The sequence below is a fragment of the Paenibacillus enshidis genome, assembly GCF_042136365.1.
GTDB lineage: Bacteria > Bacillota > Bacilli > Paenibacillales > Paenibacillaceae > Paenibacillus > Paenibacillus enshidis.
On record NZ_JBHHMI010000003.1, the window covers coordinates 326,903 to 342,851 of the forward strand.

Sequence of the window (15,949 nt, forward strand, 5' to 3'; positions counted from 1 at the left end):
GATGGAAGCTCAAGGTTTATGCGATTTGCATACACATACTACCGCTTCGGACGGCATGTTGTCTCCGGCCGAAAACGTCAGGCTTGCCAGGCAAAAAGGGCTGGCCGCCGTAGCCATCACCGATCATGACACCGTGGCAGGCATCCCGGAAGCCCTTGAAGCCGCCCGGCAGTACGGGATCACGGTTGTCCCCGGGATTGAAATTAGCACCCGCATGAAGGGAAAGGATATTCATGTGCTCGGCTATTATATGGATTACCGGGAGTCTGTGTTTCTGGAGCGTCTCGAAGGGCTGCGACGGACAAGGGATGAACGCAACGGACTGATCATTGCCAGGCTGAACGAGCTTGGAATTCCAATCACGATAGAGGAGGTCGAGAACCGGCTGGGCAGGCCGCTGGAGCCGGACGAAACTCTGGGGAGGCCGCATATTGCCGACGTGCTGGTCGCCAAGGGTTTTGCCGCCGATTTTAGGGACGCTTTTGACAAATATTTGGCGGAAGGAGCAGCCGCCTACGTATCCGTTCCCCGCCTTTCCCCGGGCGAGGCCTGTCAGTGGATCCGGGAGGCAGGGGGAGTGCCGGTATTGGCCCATCCCGGCTTATATGGGGACGACGAGCTGGTGTGCTCCATAATCGAGCAGGATAAGCCGGCCGGACTGGAAGTAAGTCATTCCGATCATAATGCGGCTGCCGAAGCGAAATACCGATCCATGGCGGAGAGCTATGGACTCATCCCCACAGGCGGCTCCGATTTTCACGGTGTCCGGCAGGGCGTCGTGTTTCACGGAGAGCTGGGCGGACGTACTGTCAGCATCAGGGCGCTTGACTTGCTGCAGGCTGCGGCGCAGGAACGCGCCTGACGCGAAGCATGACAAAAACAGAGGATGAAGCCACGCACACTGCGTATTGGCCTCATCCTCTGTTTTTTTAAAATATGAGCAACACAGGCTGTCAGCTGCTTTTTACCTTGCCGGGAAGCCGCTTGACAAGCTCCTCATCCGGCGTGATGTACAGCGTCCGCTGATGGTCGTAGATGACAAAACCCGGCTTGGCGCCACTTGGTTTGCGGACATGGCGGATCAGGGTGCAGTCGACAGGAACGCTGCTCGACTGCTTGGCCTGGCTGAAGTAGGCGGCAAGCTGCGCCGCTTCCTCCAGCGTCGCATCACCGTAGCTGTCCGAGCGGATCACCACGTGGGAGCCCGGGATATCCTTGGTGTGAAGCCATGTGTCATTTGCTCCGGCCAGCCGGTTGGTGAGATATTCGTTCTGCAGGTTGTTTTTGCCCACATAAATCTCGATTCCTTCGGAGGAAATGTACTGGTGCAGCGACGGGCGGTCGTTCTTTTTCTTCTTTTTGGCTTTCTTGGCCCGGTCCCGCAAATACCCCTGCTGCACGAGCTCTTCCCGGATTTCTTCAATATCGCTCATGGACGCATGTGAGAGCTGCTGGAGCAAATTGTCGATATAGGCGATTTCCTCATGGGTTTTCAGCTTTTGCTCCTCAATCACGGCCAGACTGTTTTTGTATTTATTGTACTTTTTAAAATAGCGCTGGGCGTTGTCGGAGGGGGTGAGCAGCGGATCGAGCGGAATGGCGATCTCTTTTTGCTCTTCATCGTAAAAGTTGACAAGCACGGTCTCCTGATCCCCCTTGGATATGGCATGCAGTGAGGCAAACAGCAGTTCCCCGTAAATGCGGTACTGGTCCGCATCTTCCGCTTCCTCCAGATCCCGCTGCAGGTTATCAAGCTTTTTCACATTTTTGCTGCGCTCATTTTGCAGGAAGCGCAGCAGATCGCTTACCCTTTGCTTGACGCTGTCGCGTTCCGCCTTATCTCCGTAAAAATCCTCCATGCACTGGCTGATGGAGTCATACGTCTTTGCTTCACCCGCAATCAATCTCAAAGGGATGGCGGAGAAAACGTCCTTTCCCTTCCCATTCAGGCCGGATACAGGCTGGTAGCGATGCTCCCGGACATCACCTATGATATCTGCAAAAGCCTGCCACAAACGCTCAGTATCCTCCATCTGTTCACTGGAATTCACACCTCCAGCTTCTGCTGCCCGCAGCGCAATCTCTGCGGCAATCAGGGGGCTGACCCCCGTAAAGGTGTTCACGATCCACTGTGCCGTGTCTGCCTGCTCCATCTGGAATGCCTCCAGAAAGGCGGTTTTATCTGTCTCCAATGGGTCAAGCTTGTGCTGCTGTGGCGGTTCCGTATAGGAAAATCCCGGCATGACCACACGGTAGCTGCTGATCGCAGGCGTTACATGATGAATGCCGTCAAGAATTGTATTTGATGCCGGGTCTACCAGGATGATGTTGCTGTGCCGTCCCATTAACTCAATAATGATGCGTTTCTGGGACAGATCACCCAATTCGTCGCGTTGCCTTATATCGATATGAATAATGCGCTCCATGCCAACCTGCCGGATGTCTTCGATGATGCCGCCTTCGCAGTGCTTGCGCAGCAGCATGCAGAACATGGGGGCCTCCGCGGGATTGATGAAGGTCTGGGCCGTAAAGTGAACGCGCGGATAAGTGGGATTGGCCGACAGCAGCAATTTTCCGCTGCCTCCCTGAACCCGCAGGTTAAATACGATGTCCCTTTCATTGGGCTGGTGAATTTTATTTATACGTGCGCCGCGGCAGCTCTGCAGCTCATACACGATGGCGCGCGTAACGATTCCGTCTAATGCCATAATTGCAGTTCTCCTGTCTTAATGATAGATAGCAGTCATTGAATCGGATATATATATGATTTACCCGTCCTTATATGATACATAAGTTTGGACCAAAACATAAGACCAGCCTCTGTGATAATTACAGACCTGTCCGAATAGATTGAAGTTAGAGGCTGTCCGGCCGCTGTGAACAGACGAAGCGTACTCTACAGGAATGATATGCCGGACGGAACCGCACCAGCCGACGAACGAACGGATTATGAGAGACCGGGAGGGGAAACGGAAGAATGGAACAAAAGCATTGGCACCAATTGGGCGCAGAGCAGCTGCAGTCGGGCTTGAACGTGGATCCGAAACGCGGTTTGACGGAGGACGAGGCGGCGCTCCGCCGCAAGGAGGCGGGCTGGAACGAGCTTTCCGAGGGAAAGCGCATTTCGCCGATCACACTGCTGCTGAATCAATTTAAAGATTTCATGGTGCTTGTCCTCATGGGCGCGACACTTGTGTCCGGCCTGCTGGGAGAGTACCTTGACGCCATTACCATCATTGCGATTATACTGCTGAACGGATTGCTCGGATTTATCCAGGAATTTCGGGCGGAGCGCTCGCTGCGAGCGCTCAAGCAGCTGTCCGCCCCGTCCGCCAAGGTGATTCGGAACGGGAAAAGCATGCTGGTTCCCGCCAGAGAGCTCGTTCCGGGAGATATTGTACAGCTGGAAAGCGGAGACCGCATTCCTGCCGATCTCCGGATGCTGCAAACGAGCAGCTGTGATGTTGAAGAATCGGCCTTGACCGGTGAATCGGTGCCTGTAAGCAAGCACAGCCGGCCGATCCACTCTGCCGAAGTGCCTCTTGGTGACATGAAGAATATGGGCTTCATGGGCACGATGGTCACGCGGGGAACCGCCAAAGGTATGGTCATTCGGACGGGCATGGACACGGAAATGGGGAAAATTGCAGACCTCATCCAAAACACCGATGCCCAGGAAACGCCGCTTCAGCACAGGCTGGAGCAGCTTGGGAAAATTTTGATTTTGGTGGCGCTGGCATTGACTGTGCTCGTTGTAGTAGCAGGCATTCTACATGGACAGCCTGCGGTCGCCATGTTTCTTGCAGGGGTCAGCCTGGCGGTGGCGGCCATTCCGGAAGGGCTGCCTGCCATCGTTACGATTGCTCTTGCCCTCGGTGTCCAGCGCATGATCAAACGCAAGGCGATTGTGCGTAAGCTGCCTTCCGTGGAAACGCTGGGCTGCGCTTCGATCATCTGCTCTGACAAAACAGGGACGCTGACACAGAATAAAATGACGGTCACCCGGCTCTGGATCGGCGGACGCGAGCTGCAGGTTACGGGTGAAGGATATGAACCGTCAGGCAGCATTCTTGCGGGAAAACATCCCGCCGATCTGAAGAACGATGAGATGCTTCACAAGCTGCTGCAGGGTGCGGCACTGTGCAACAATGCCGAGATCGCGCTGGCGGAAGCCGACGGGACCCGGGGAAAGAAAAAGAAAGGGGAACAGGAGCTGCTGCCCACGTGGGAGCTCAAGGGAGATCCTACCGAAGGTGCGCTCGTCACGCTGGCAGCCAAAGGCGGAGTCACGCAGCAGGAGCTTGCGGAGAGCTATACGCGCGAGCAGGAGTTCCCTTTCGATTCTGAGCGGAAGCGGATGTCCGTGCTGGTTGCGAACAGCGGCGGCGAGCACTTCATCTTCAGCAAGGGCGCTCCGGACATGCTGCTGGAGCAGTGCACCCGCATCCTGTGGGAAGGCAAAGAAATTCCGCTGACTGGCACGCTGCGCCAGAAGGTGATGGCGGCGAATGAAGGACTGGCCTCCGCTGCGCTGCGTGTGCTCGGGATCGCGTACCGTGAGCTTCGTCCTCAAGAGCATGTCGGCAGCGAATCTGAAGTGGAGTCCCAGCTCGTGTTCATTGGTCTGACTGGCATGATCGATCCCCCGCGGCGTGAGGTCAGGGAAGCGATAATGAAATGCCGCCGCGCCGGCATCCGCACGGTCATGATCACAGGCGATCACGGCACAACCGCCGAAGCAATTGCCCAGCAGCTCGGCATTTTGCAACGCGGGTCGCAGGTGCTTACAGGCCAGCAGCTGAACAAGATGGACGAAAATGCGCTGGACAAAGCGGTGGACAACACGTCTGTCTTCGCGAGAGTTTCACCGGAGCACAAGCTGCGGATTGTAAAATCGCTGCAGCGCAAAGGGCATGTGGTCGCGATGACGGGTGATGGCGTCAATGACGCGCCTGCCGTCAAGGCGGCCGATATCGGTATCGCCATGGGCATAACCGGGACGGACGTTACGAAAGAAGCGGCCTCGCTGGTGCTGAATGATGACAATTTCTCGACAATTGTGGCGGCCATTGAGGAAGGGCGCAACATCTACGAGAATATCCGCAAGTTTATCCGCTATCTGCTCGCTTCCAATGTGGGCGAGATTTTGACGATGTTTTTCGCGATGATGGCCGGGCTGCCGCTGCCGCTGCTGCCCATTCAAATTTTGTGGGTCAATCTGGTTACCGACGGGCTGCCGGCCATGGCGCTCGGGGTAGACCAGCCTGAAAAGGATCTGATGGAGCACCGACCGCGCGGAGCCAGGGAAAATATTTTTGCCCGCCGGCTCGGCTGGAAAATTATTAGCCGTGGGCTGCTGATCGGCCTCTGCACGCTTGCCGCGTTCTGGCTGACGCTTCGAGTGGCTCCGGATAATGCGGCACAGCTGGCCAAAGCGCAGTCCGTTGCTTTTGCTACGCTGGTGTTGGCACAGCTCATTCATGTATTTGACTGCCGCAGCTCCAGATCGATTTTTCACCGCAACCCGCTGCAAAACGGCTATCTTGTGCTGGCCGTATTGTCCTCGGTAGTCCTGATGCTGGTTGTCATGTACTTCGAGCCGCTGCAGCCGATCTTTAAAACGGTGCCGCTTGGCATGCGTGAATGGGCCGTTGCCATTGTATGTGCGGGCATCCCTACATTCCTGATGGGTGCCGGCAGTGTATGGGGCGGGCGCCGCAACCGCCGCAGAAGAGCTTTCCTGCAGAGCAACCCGAATCTGTCCGCATAAGCTGGAACGATTGTGTGCAGCTCTTTTACCCCGGCTTGGCGGTGTGCTATTATGAGCTTAGGATCGGTAAGGCATGCTGGCGCTGTGCGCCGGCAGCCGCTAACCGGATTGAATGCAGCCGGCAGGGAGTGGGGAAGCTTGCAATTTACGAAAATGCACGGATTGGGCAATGATTTTATTATGATCTATGGAGAGCGGGAGCTGCCGAAGGAAGCGTCTGATTGGGCAGTGAAATGGTGCAGCCGCTTTTTTGGCATAGGTGCGGACGGACTGGTGTTCATTTTGCCCTCGGAGCAGGCTGATTTCAAAATGCGGATTATCAATTCAGATGGCTCGGAAGCGGAGCAATGCGGTAATGCGATTCGCTGTGTCGCTAAATATGTGTATGATCACGGATATACGGACAGGGAAACCTTGACCATTGAAACGGTGGGCGCCGGGGTTCAGCAGGTGGATCTGACGGTGGAGAACGGTCAGGTGAGCCTTGTGCGGGTCGATATGGGCGAGCCCGTACTGGACGGGCTGCTTATTCCTACGGTGCTGGATGCGAAGCCTGTACAGAACCGTCTGCTGGAGGCAGGCGGGTCGGCGTTCCGCTTTACGGCTGTATCCATGGGCAATCCGCATTGCGTGATTTACGTGGACGATGCGGCGAAATTTGATCTGAATACGTGGGGACCTGTTTTGGAGGTTCATCCCCTGTTTCCGAACAAGACGAATGTAGAATTTGCAACCGTGCTTGACCGCAGGCGGATTGAGATGCGCGTATGGGAGAGAGGCGCGGGTCCGACGCTGGCCTGCGGCACGGGCGCGTGCGCCACGCTCGTCTCGTCGGTACTGAACGGATATACCGGCCGGGAGGCGGTGGTCAGCCTGAAGGGCGGAGATCTGTGGATCGAGTGGGATGAACGGGACAACCGGGTCTACATGACAGGTCCGGCGGAGACCGTTTTTGCCGGAACCATTCAAGTGTAACAAGCTGATTGATGCAGGGATAAGGCTGGTGCTGTCCCATAAGTAATTTTCAAAAGCTAACAAGCAGCCTCGATTAAAAAAGAGCGAGTATTGGTGGTCGGAATGTCCACGAATGCTCGCTCTTCCTTTAATTTGCCGCAGGAATTTTGTCGCATTTCAGAAACTTCTGTCTGTTTTGCATGCAAAAAAACGCTATAATCATAGATAATGAGAGAGAAGGAGGCGGTAAGACGAATGCGGAAAAAAGGATGGTTAGTTGCAGTGACGGCGGTGATTTTGCTCATGGCTGCGATTCCTGCTCAGGCGGAATCGCCTTCAACCGAAGAAACAACGGTCAAAACCGTTTCATCTCTGACACCGACGGTAACCAGCCGTCTGGAGGAAGCGGTGAGAAAATTAGCCGGGAGCGAGGCCTTCACTTTTGATACAGTCATGGACATGGGGAAAACATGGATTGTTGAAGGTGAACTAAAAGATGTGGCGGCCGTATTTCAGACTGAATACAATAAGGTGAACAGCAGAGTGGAATCCACCACCTTAAGATACAAAATAGGGAGTATGGATCAGGTGCTTCCCTCCGAGTTGAAGAAAAAAGTGCTCAAGGCTATTGAATCCTTTGACAAGGACAAAAAGCTGGAATTTGAAGCATTTTGGCGTGTGCATTCGCCATATCAGAACAATGAGCCGAAGGACTACTGGGTATTCTGGGGAGCGGGGGACAGCTCTTCATCGCTGTATGTGGACATTGCAGACGAAAACCGCCTTTCCATTCATGCAGAATATCCGGTTGGAGACGTGAGCTCCAAGCTGGTGACACGGGCGGAGAATGCTCTCCGGAACACCTGGGGCAAATCGGTTGCCATCGCGCATGCCTCGCGGCATAAAGACGAAGCGGACGGGAGCTTCTACTGGCTGTTCGAGGATGCGAACGAAACGAGCAGCGTCAGGATTGGGGCCGTGACGGGCAGAGTGCTAAAGGTATCCACCCCGCAGACGGACTGGAAGAGCGACCGTGACTTTGCGGCTTCGTTCTCAGTGCCGAAATATGCGCCGGAGCAGGCCAAAAAAGCGGTGGCTGCCAAAGCGAAATGGCTGTTCAATATGAGCTTGTCCGGTTACAGCGTAAAGACTGAACAAAATACCTATACCTTCACCAGGAAGGGACAGGCGACACTTACCGCTAAAATTAACAAAAAAGGCGTCTTTTATGAGCTGAGTCTCGTCCCGTCCAATGGAAAGCTTCAATAACAATAACAATAACAAAGTTAATCTTTTGTTTTATGTTCCGGTGAGGTTTATGTTACATTAGTATGAAACAAAATTGACGGGGTGAAAGAAACGGATGAAAGCGGATTTGCGCACGGCATGGAAAAAGGAAGTACTGGTCGGGGACGGCGCCATGGGGACATTTTTGTATCAACTGGGTTTTCCGGTCGGAATTTCCTATGAGGAGCTGAACCTGACCTCCCCGGAGGTGATCGCAGATGTTCACCGCCGTTATTTGCAGGCCGGTGCCCGTGTGCTGGAATCTAATACGTATTCGGCTAATGCCTATAAACTCGGTAAATTTGGCCTTGAATCCAAGGTGGATGAAATCAACAGAGCCGGGGTCCGGATTGCGCGCCAGGCGGCCGGTCCTGATAACTATGTTGTGGGGGCTATGGGCTCGATTTATGGAGCGAAGCGCATTAACATTACGAGTCAGGAGCTGAAACGGAACTTTGACCAGCAGATTACCGCTTTGCTGGCCGAAGGTGTGGACGGAATGCTGCTGGAAACGTTTTATGAGCTGGAGGAAATGCGCACTGCCCTGCGGTGTATCCGGGCCTACAGCAATCTGCCGGTCATCTGCCAGTTCGCTGTAGATCAGGTTGGCATGACCCGTGACGGTTTCAGCATCAAGGAGGCGTTTGCCGTTCTGCTCGAAGAGGGGGCGGATGTGCTCGGCTTCAACTGCCATTCCGGGCCGCAAGGCATCATGAGCGTAGTGGAAGCGCTGCACGGACCTCTGGAAGTTCCGCTGTCCGTCTTCCCCAACGCGGGTCTGGCGGATTACGTGGACGGCCAGTATGTGTACGGAGCGGGGCCGGAGTATATGGCGGAGTGCGCCATTTCCTTCGCGGACCTGGGAGCCAGACTGATCGGAGGCTGCTGTGGCACTACTCCTGAGCATATTGCTGCCATTGCGGCTGCACTGCAGGGATATGTTCCGGCGGCGCTGCCTGACACAACTGCGGAGGGAACAATCCGTCCAACGGTATTGGTGAACGAAAACGGGGCAGAAGATCAAGCGGCAGGAGCCCCACCGCAGGAACCTACGATTGTTGATCTTGTAAAGCAGCGGCACACGGTCATTGTGGAGCTTGATCCGCCGCGTGATCTGGATATTACGAAGTTTATGGAAGGGGCTCACGCGCTGAAGGCCGCGGGGGCGGATGCGCTTACGATGGCGGATAATTCGCTGGCCGTGACGCGTATGAGTAATATGGCCTTGGGCTATCTGGTCCGCAGCGAAGTGGGGATGCGCCCGCTCATTCATATCGCCTGCCGAGACCGTAATTCCATTGGAACCCAGTCGCATATGATGGGATTTGATGCCCTCGGCATCAATCATGTGCTTGCGGTGACGGGAGATCCGGCGCGGTTCGGGGATCTGCCTGGCTCCAGCTCCGTTTATGATATGACCTCATTCGAGATCATTCGTATGATCAAACAGCTGAACGACGGGATTGCCTTCTCGGGCAAGCCACTGAAGCAAAAGGCCAAATTCGTGGTGGGCGCAGCCTTTAACCCGAATGTCAAGCATTTGAACAAGGCTGTGGAGAGGCTTGAGAAAAAAATTGCCGCAGGTGCGGACTACATTATGACTCAGCCGGTTTACGATGTCGAACTGATTGCGGAGATCAAACGCCAGACAGCTCATCTGGAGACACCGATCTTCATCGGCATCATGCCGCTGGCCAGCGGGCGCAATGCGGAATATCTTCATAACGAGGTTCCGGGCATTCAGCTTTCGGATGCGGTACGCGCCCGGATGGCAGGCCTGCAGGGGGCGGAAGGACGGGCGATGGGCGTCGCAATTGCCAAGGAACTGGTGGATGCCGCCATGGAACATTTTAACGGAATTTATCTCATGACACCGTTTATGTTTTATGAAATGACCGCCGAACTGACATCCTATATTTGGGAGAAATCAGGGCGCCGCCCATCCCACTTGTTTCGTTCAACATAATCCATTAAAATAGTGTAATGGATGTGATGCCGATGTCATTAAGTATGACCGGATACGGTCAAGCCGTTCTTCATCACGGTGGCTATAAAGTATGCTTTGAGGTGAAATCCGTAAATCACAGGTATTGCGAGGTGATGATGCGGATTCCGCGTGAATGGGCCCGTTTTGAAGACGGCTTGAGGAAAGAGGTACAGCGGCAGGTGAAGAGGGGCCGCGTAGATGTCTTCATTCAAAGGGAACGGGATGAGGGCCAGGACTCATACGTACAGTTAAACGAACCGGTAGTGCAAGCCTATCTGGAGACCGCCGAGCTGCTTGCTGACAAATACGGCCTCGACGGCAGGATTGGAGTCAGCGAGCTGCTTTCCCTCCCGAATGTGTGGGTTGACCGGGACAGTATCGACGAAGCAGAAGACCCGGAATGGGAGCAGCTTCTTCTTGACGGTCTGGGAGAGGCTGTCGCCGGAATGCTTGAGATGCGCCGCCGGGAAGGCCAGGTGCTGGCCGCAGACCTGAACAGCCGGATTGAGCGGCTGGAAGTGCTGCACAGCGAGCTTGCCGCTCTGGCTCCCACGGTTGTGGCCGACTACCGCAACCGGTTGAAGCAGAGGCTTGCAGAGCTGCAGGATGGCGCTTTTTTGCCGGATGAGCAGAGGCTGGGGATGGAGATAGCGCTTTTCGCAGACCGGTCCAATATTGATGAAGAACTGACCCGGCTGCGAAGTCATTTGGGCCAATGCAGGAATCTCTTGCTTTCGGACGAGCCCGCCGGCCGTAAACTTGATTTTTTGATCCAGGAACTGAACAGGGAAGTCAATACGATCGGCTCCAAAGCCAATCATCTTGAATTGGTGAACCGCGTAGTTGAAATGAAAGCGGAACTGGAGAAGATTCGCGAACAAGCCGCGAATATGGAATAGCTTCCCGCAGGCTTGGCGGCAACAGTCATTTGTATAGGAGGAAATACCTGAATATGGCAATCAAATTGATTAATATCGGCTTCGGCAATATTGTGTCGGCCAATAGAATTATCTCCATCGTCAGCCCGGAATCCGCTCCGATCAAACGGATCATTCAGGAAGCGCGTGACCGGCATATGCTGATTGATGCGACATATGGGCGCCGGACCAGGGCGGTCATTATAACAGACAGCGATCATGTGATCCTGTCGGCGGTGCAGCCGGAAACGGTGGCACACCGTCTATCCACCAAAGATGATGATCATGACGAATAACAATGGAGAGTAATATGGCTAAGGGATTATTAATCGTTTTATCCGGACCTTCGGGTGTCGGCAAAGGAACTGTAGGCAATGCGCTCCGCAAGCGCCTGCCGGAACTGACTTACTCGGTTTCGGCAACGACCCGCCAGCCCCGGCAGGGCGAGGAGAACGGAGTGAACTATTTTTTCAAGACGAGGGGGCAGTTTCTCGATATGATCGAGAAGGATGAGCTGCTCGAATACGCGGAATATGTAGGCAATTATTACGGGACTCCACGGGATTTTGTGGAGCAGACGATCGAGCAGGGGAACGATATTTTTCTGGAGATTGAAGTTCAGGGAGCACTCAAGGTAAGAGAGAAATTTCCGGAAGGGATTTTTATTTTCCTGCTGCCACCTTCGCTTGACGAACTGAAGGATCGGATTCGCGGACGCGGAACGGAGACCCAGGCTACCATTGATCACCGGATGTCTGTCGCGGTCGATGAGATGAATTTGATGCAGCATTACGATTATGCTGTAGTCAACGACGAGATTGATTTGGCGTGTAAAAGAATAGAATCGATCATCATCGCCGAACATTGTAAAATCCGCTGATTTTGGGTTATTCAATAATTTGTAGAAGAGGTGTCTGTTTATGCTGTATCCTTCCATAGATGAAATGATGAATAAAGTTGACAGTAAATATTCGCTCGTCGTTGCTGCTTCCCGCCGTGCCAGACTGCTGCGTGAAGGCGAGAAGAGCGATTTGAAGCAACCGAGATCGCATAAACAGGTCGGTGTGGCGCTGGAAGAGATCTACAATGATTTGTTGAAAGTAGAGCGCGTGGAAGACTGATAACTGCCAGGCGACGGATTTTTAACAAGAAAAAAAGGTGTTTAGCCGTTCTTTTTTGACAACCGCAAGGTTGTTATTTTTTTCTCTAAGGGGGAGTGTAGCATGCTGAAGGGAAAAAGAATCTTGCTTGGGGTTACCGGGGGGATTGCTGCCTATAAAGCAGCCGCGCTGACCAGCAAGCTTACCCAAAAGGGGGCGGACGTACATGTCATCATGACTGCCTCAGCCCAAAAATTTATTACTGATCTCACGCTGCAATCACTCTCGCGCAACCTGGTGTACACCGATACCTTTGATGAGCGGCAGCCTGAGGTCGTGTCTCATATCCATCTGGCCGATTCCGCGGATCTGGTTCTCATTGCGCCGGCTACGGCAAATACGATCGCCAAAATGGCGCATGGGCTGGCGGATGATATGCTGTCCACCACCCTGCTTGCCACCACGGCTCCTATTATGGTGGCTCCTGCAATGAACGTGCATATGTATGATCATCCTGCGGTTATAGAGAACATGCGGACACTGGTATCCCGCGATGTCATGATGATCGAGCCTGGCGAGGGATTGCTTGCCTGCGGGTATGTGGGCAAAGGACGGCTGGAAGAGCCGGAGACGATCGTGGAGATCGTTGAGCGTTACTTCAAGGAAAAGGACAAGCCGGCATCTTCTCAGTTGCTGCAGGGGCGCAAAGTGATAGTCACGGCAGGCGGTACGGTGGAGCGGCTTGACCCGGTACGCTATATTACGAATGATTCGTCAGGCAAAATGGGCTTTGCCATCGCCAGAGTCGCCAGACAAATGGGGGCGGATGTGAGGATTATTGCGGGAAACACAACCGCGGCACCTCCGGAAGGTATGGCGGTAGAACAGGTAGGTTCGGCGCAAGATATGTATGAAGCCGTCATGAGACATTGGGAAGATTGCAACATGCTCGTTATGGCGGCAGCAGTGGCCGATTACCGGCCGAAGGAGGCAGTCCCGACGAAGCTTAAGAAGCAGGGCGATACGCTGCAGCTTGAACTGGTCAAGACGGTGGATATTCTTGAGTCGCTTGGGCAGCGTAAAAAGCAGCAGTTTCTAGTCGGATTTGCAGCGGAAACGGAGCAGCTTGACCGATACGCGCGTGAAAAACTGGAGCGTAAAAACTGCGACCTGCTGGTGGCCAATGATGTTACTATGGAAGGAGCAGGATTCGGCACAGACACCAATGCGGTGCATATCTATGACCGGAATGGCCTTGTGGAGCAGCTTCCTGTGATGTCCAAGGACGAGGTGGCCCGCCGCCTGTTGGCCATCGCCGCGGCCCGGATGGATAAAGCGTGAGAGGATGGGGGCTGTGGTCGGTATGGATATAGCGAAAGTGATTGTGGATGTGCCGGCCAAGGAAACGGATCGGACCTTCGATTACGTGCTTCCCGACTCGATGCGATCGTGGATAGAGCCGGGAAGCCGGGTTGCCGTTCCCTTTGGTAAGCGCACAGTGCAAGGCTTCGTCACTTCGGTGCAGCCGCAGGCAGAGCCGTCCCGCTACAAGCTGCGGCCGATCCAGGAACTGCTGGATCTCGTTCCGCCGCTGTCTCCCGATCTGGTGGAGCTAGGGGCATGGATGAGCGAACGCTATGCGTGCAGCCGGATTATGGCGCTGCAGGCCATGATTCCGACGGCGCTCAAGGGCAAAGCGGAGCGTTATATCTCCCTGGCTGACCGGCTGATGGATAGCGAAGATCCGGTTTCCGCCGGTGCGCTTCTGACGGATGACGGCATGAGCGATCCGGCGGAGCGGAGGATTGTGACCTATATCCGCAGCAAACAGCAGATCGCGCTGCAGGCGTTAAGCCGGCAGTTCCCGCAGGAGGCGGCGGTCATCAAATCGCTGCTGCGGCGGGGAGTGCTGCAGGAAAGCCAGATGATCAAGGACAAGCTGCAGAAGAAAATGTTAAAAGCGGTGGATCTGGCGGTCTCTGCCGAGGAGGCTGAAGCCGCACTAGGCGATTTTCCCAACAAAGCACAGCGGCAGAAGGAAGTGCTTGCCTTTATGCTGGAGCGCAAGGAATTTCTGCCCCTCCCCCTGAAGGAGGTGCTTGCTTCCCTGCACGTGTCGGCAGCTGCCGTCAAAGCGCTTGAAAACAAAGGTTTCCTCCGGCTGGAGGATGTGGAGGTGTTCCGGGACCCTTACCGTGGCAGACACTTTAAGCCGACACAGCCGCTTAGGCTTACTGCCGAGCAGCAGCATGTTTTTGACCGGGTCAGCCGGCAGCTGGATGCACGCGAGCAGGGAGCTTTCCTGCTGCATGGCGTCACCGGCAGCGGCAAAACCGAAGTTTATCTGCAATGCATTAGCCGCTGTATTGAGCAGGGGAGACAGGCGATTGTGCTGGTTCCGGAAATTTCGTTAACCCCGCAGATGGTGGAGCGGTTCAAAGGCCGGTTCGGCGACCAGGTCGCAGTCATGCACAGCCGCCTGTCGGGCGGGGAGCGGTATGATGAATGGCGCAAAATACGCGAAGGACGTGTCAAGGTTGCCATTGGGGCCCGATCCGCCGTGTTTGCTCCTTTTGCCAATCTTGGACTGATTATTATGGACGAAGAGCATGAATCGTCTTACAAGCAGGAAGAAACACCAAAATACCATGCGCGTGATGTTGCGGTGCGGCGTTCACACCAGCATGGGGCGGTCGTCATACTCGGTTCGGCGACCCCTGCGCTGGAAACCTACCATGCAGCGCGCTCGCAGAGCAATGACGAGTTTGCCCCGCTGCTGCTAGAAATGCATACCCGCGCCCTCGGCAACACGCTGCCTGAGGTGCGCATTGTCGATTTACGTGAGGAACTGCGTGAGGGCAACCGCTCCATGTTTAGCCGGGCGCTGCATGAGGGAATCGCCAGCAGGCTGGAGCGCGGTGAACAGACGGTGCTGCTCCTGAATAGAAGAGGTTATTCCACCTTCGTTATGTGCCGCAGCTGCGGTTATGTGGCCGGTTGTCCGGAGTGCGACATTTCGCTTACGTACCACCAGCGTTCCAATAATCTGCGCTGCCACTACTGCGGCTATGCAGTTCCTGCGCCGGAGGTTTGTCCGGACTGTGGAAGCGAGCATATCCGTTATTTCGGAACAGGGACCCAGCGTGTGGAAGAAGAATTGGCCAAGCTGTTCCCCGGTATACGTGTCATCCGTATGGATGTGGACACGACAACCGAAAAAGGCTCTCATGAGAAGCTGCTGACACGGTTCCGGGAGAAAAAAGCCGACGTCCTGCTCGGCACGCAGATGGTGGCCAAGGGGCTTGATTTTCCGGACGTTACCCTGGTCGGTGTCATTACGGCGGATTCTTCGCTCAATCTGCCGGACTTCCGGGCCGCGGAGAAAACGTTTCAGCTGCTGACCCAGGTGGCGGGAAGGGCCGGCAGGCATCAGCTTCCCGGTGAAGTTTTCATCCAATCCTATACCCCGGATCATTATTCCGTCATTCATGCGAGCCGCCATGATTACTCATCATTTATCCGGGACGAGCTCAAGCACCGCCGCAGTCTGCATTATCCGCCGTACTGCCGCCTGATTTTGGTGACCCTTTCGCACGAGCAGCTGCCTGTCCTCGTCAGGCTGGCGGAGAATTTCAGGGCTTCCCTGGAGGGGAAAGCAAGAAAGCTGGGCTGGTTCGGGGATATGGACCGTTTTACGCCTGATGTGCTGGATATTCTGGGGCCGGTGGCTTCACCGGTGCCGAGAATCAAAAATAGATACAGGTTCCAATGTATGATAAAATGGCGTGGACAAATCGATGCTGTCGGACTGGTCCGGAATGTGGCGGATGAACTGGCGGATGCCGTGCAGCGCCAGAATCTGCAGATCAGCCTCGATGTCGATCCGCAAATGTTAATGTAACTTGCGGAAGCGGCATATATATCCGAGAGACGG

General features: G+C 54.8%; 12 protein-coding genes. 11 read left to right on the forward strand and 1 reads right to left on the reverse strand.

Annotation, left to right across the window (positions count from 1 at the left end):
• The first annotated feature begins 1 nt into the window (after nucleotide 1).
• A complete protein-coding gene (locus ACE41H_RS05935; protein ID WP_375353944.1) occupies nucleotides 2-862 on the forward strand; it encodes a PHP domain-containing protein in 861 nt (286 codons plus the stop codon).
• A gap of 91 nt (nucleotides 863-953) precedes the next feature.
• On the opposite strand, the gene ACE41H_RS05940 is transcribed toward ACE41H_RS05935, so the two are convergent.
• Nucleotides 954-2,708, reverse strand: a complete 1,755-nt coding sequence (locus ACE41H_RS05940) for an Rqc2 family fibronectin-binding protein (protein ID WP_375353946.1) — start codon at nucleotides 2,706-2,708, stop codon at nucleotides 954-956.
• Between the two features lie 269 nt (nucleotides 2,709-2,977).
• On the opposite strand from ACE41H_RS05940, the gene ACE41H_RS05945 reads away from it, so the two are divergent.
• From ACE41H_RS05945 to priA, 10 genes are all read left to right on the forward strand, one after another.
• Entirely contained in the window at nucleotides 2,978-5,770 is a 2,793-nt protein-coding gene (locus ACE41H_RS05945) for a calcium-translocating P-type ATPase, SERCA-type (RefSeq protein ID WP_375353948.1), read from the forward strand.
• Between the two features lie 138 nt (nucleotides 5,771-5,908).
• The gene (gene dapF / locus ACE41H_RS05950; RefSeq protein ID WP_375354046.1) at nucleotides 5,909-6,745 is read left to right on the forward strand and encodes a diaminopimelate epimerase; all 837 of its coding nucleotides are present in this window, start codon (nucleotides 5,909-5,911) and stop codon (nucleotides 6,743-6,745) included.
• Nucleotides 6,746-6,979: 234 nt separating this feature from the next.
• A complete protein-coding gene (locus tag ACE41H_RS05955; RefSeq protein ID WP_375353950.1) occupies nucleotides 6,980-7,993 on the forward strand; it encodes a hypothetical protein in 1,014 nt (337 codons plus the stop codon).
• A gap of 94 nt (nucleotides 7,994-8,087) precedes the next feature.
• Entirely contained in the window at nucleotides 8,088-9,977 is a 1,890-nt protein-coding gene (locus tag ACE41H_RS05960) for a bifunctional homocysteine S-methyltransferase/methylenetetrahydrofolate reductase (protein ID WP_375353952.1), read from the forward strand.
• Between the two features lie 32 nt (nucleotides 9,978-10,009).
• Nucleotides 10,010-10,897 (forward strand): YicC/YloC family endoribonuclease, encoded by an 888-nt coding sequence (locus ACE41H_RS05965; RefSeq protein ID WP_375353954.1) that lies wholly within the window; start codon nucleotides 10,010-10,012, stop codon nucleotides 10,895-10,897.
• Between the two features lie 53 nt (nucleotides 10,898-10,950).
• The gene (gene remA / locus ACE41H_RS05970) at nucleotides 10,951-11,211 is read left to right on the forward strand and encodes an extracellular matrix/biofilm regulator RemA (RefSeq protein ID WP_020615370.1); all 261 of its coding nucleotides are present in this window, start codon (nucleotides 10,951-10,953) and stop codon (nucleotides 11,209-11,211) included.
• 14 nt (nucleotides 11,212-11,225) lie between these two features.
• Nucleotides 11,226-11,795, forward strand: coding sequence for a guanylate kinase (gene gmk, locus ACE41H_RS05975; protein ID WP_375353957.1), 570 nt, complete (start codon nucleotides 11,226-11,228; stop codon nucleotides 11,793-11,795).
• 40 nt (nucleotides 11,796-11,835) lie between these two features.
• Nucleotides 11,836-12,036: a DNA-directed RNA polymerase subunit omega gene (rpoZ, locus tag ACE41H_RS05980; protein WP_375353959.1), complete on the forward strand. Its 201-nt coding sequence runs from the start codon at nucleotides 11,836-11,838 to the stop codon at nucleotides 12,034-12,036.
• 102 nt (nucleotides 12,037-12,138) lie between these two features.
• Complete coding sequence (gene coaBC, locus ACE41H_RS05985; protein ID WP_375353961.1) at nucleotides 12,139-13,356, forward strand: bifunctional phosphopantothenoylcysteine decarboxylase/phosphopantothenate--cysteine ligase CoaBC; 1,218 nt, start codon at nucleotides 12,139-12,141, stop codon at nucleotides 13,354-13,356.
• 22 nt (nucleotides 13,357-13,378) lie between these two features.
• Nucleotides 13,379-15,916 (forward strand): primosomal protein N', encoded by a 2,538-nt coding sequence (priA, locus tag ACE41H_RS05990; protein WP_375353963.1) that lies wholly within the window; start codon nucleotides 13,379-13,381, stop codon nucleotides 15,914-15,916.
• Nucleotides 15,917-15,949: the final 33 nt, after the last annotated feature.

Excerpts from the sequence above, each read along its gene's own strand:
- gmk (WP_375353957.1), top strand. The coding sequence starts at position 11,226 with ATGGCTAAGGGATTATTAATCGTTTTATCCGGACCTTCGGGTGTCGGC.
- ACE41H_RS05965 (WP_375353954.1), top strand. The coding sequence starts at position 10,010 with ATGTCATTAAGTATGACCGGATACGGTCAAGCCGTTCTTCATCACGGT.
- ACE41H_RS05935 (WP_375353944.1), top strand. The coding sequence starts at position 2 with ATGGAAGCTCAAGGTTTATGCGATTTGCATACACATACTACCGCTTCG.
- coaBC (WP_375353961.1), top strand. The coding sequence starts at position 12,139 with ATGCTGAAGGGAAAAAGAATCTTGCTTGGGGTTACCGGGGGGATTGCT.
- ACE41H_RS05940 (WP_375353946.1), bottom strand. The coding sequence starts at position 2,708 with ATGGCATTAGACGGAATCGTTACGCGCGCCATCGTGTATGAGCTGCAG.
- ACE41H_RS05955 (WP_375353950.1), top strand. The coding sequence starts at position 6,980 with ATGCGGAAAAAAGGATGGTTAGTTGCAGTGACGGCGGTGATTTTGCTC.
- ACE41H_RS05945 (WP_375353948.1), top strand. The coding sequence starts at position 2,978 with ATGGAACAAAAGCATTGGCACCAATTGGGCGCAGAGCAGCTGCAGTCG.
- remA (WP_020615370.1), top strand. The coding sequence starts at position 10,951 with ATGGCAATCAAATTGATTAATATCGGCTTCGGCAATATTGTGTCGGCC.
- priA (WP_375353963.1), top strand. The coding sequence starts at position 13,379 with ATGGATATAGCGAAAGTGATTGTGGATGTGCCGGCCAAGGAAACGGAT.
- ACE41H_RS05960 (WP_375353952.1), top strand. The coding sequence starts at position 8,088 with ATGAAAGCGGATTTGCGCACGGCATGGAAAAAGGAAGTACTGGTCGGG.
- rpoZ (WP_375353959.1), top strand. The coding sequence starts at position 11,836 with ATGCTGTATCCTTCCATAGATGAAATGATGAATAAAGTTGACAGTAAA.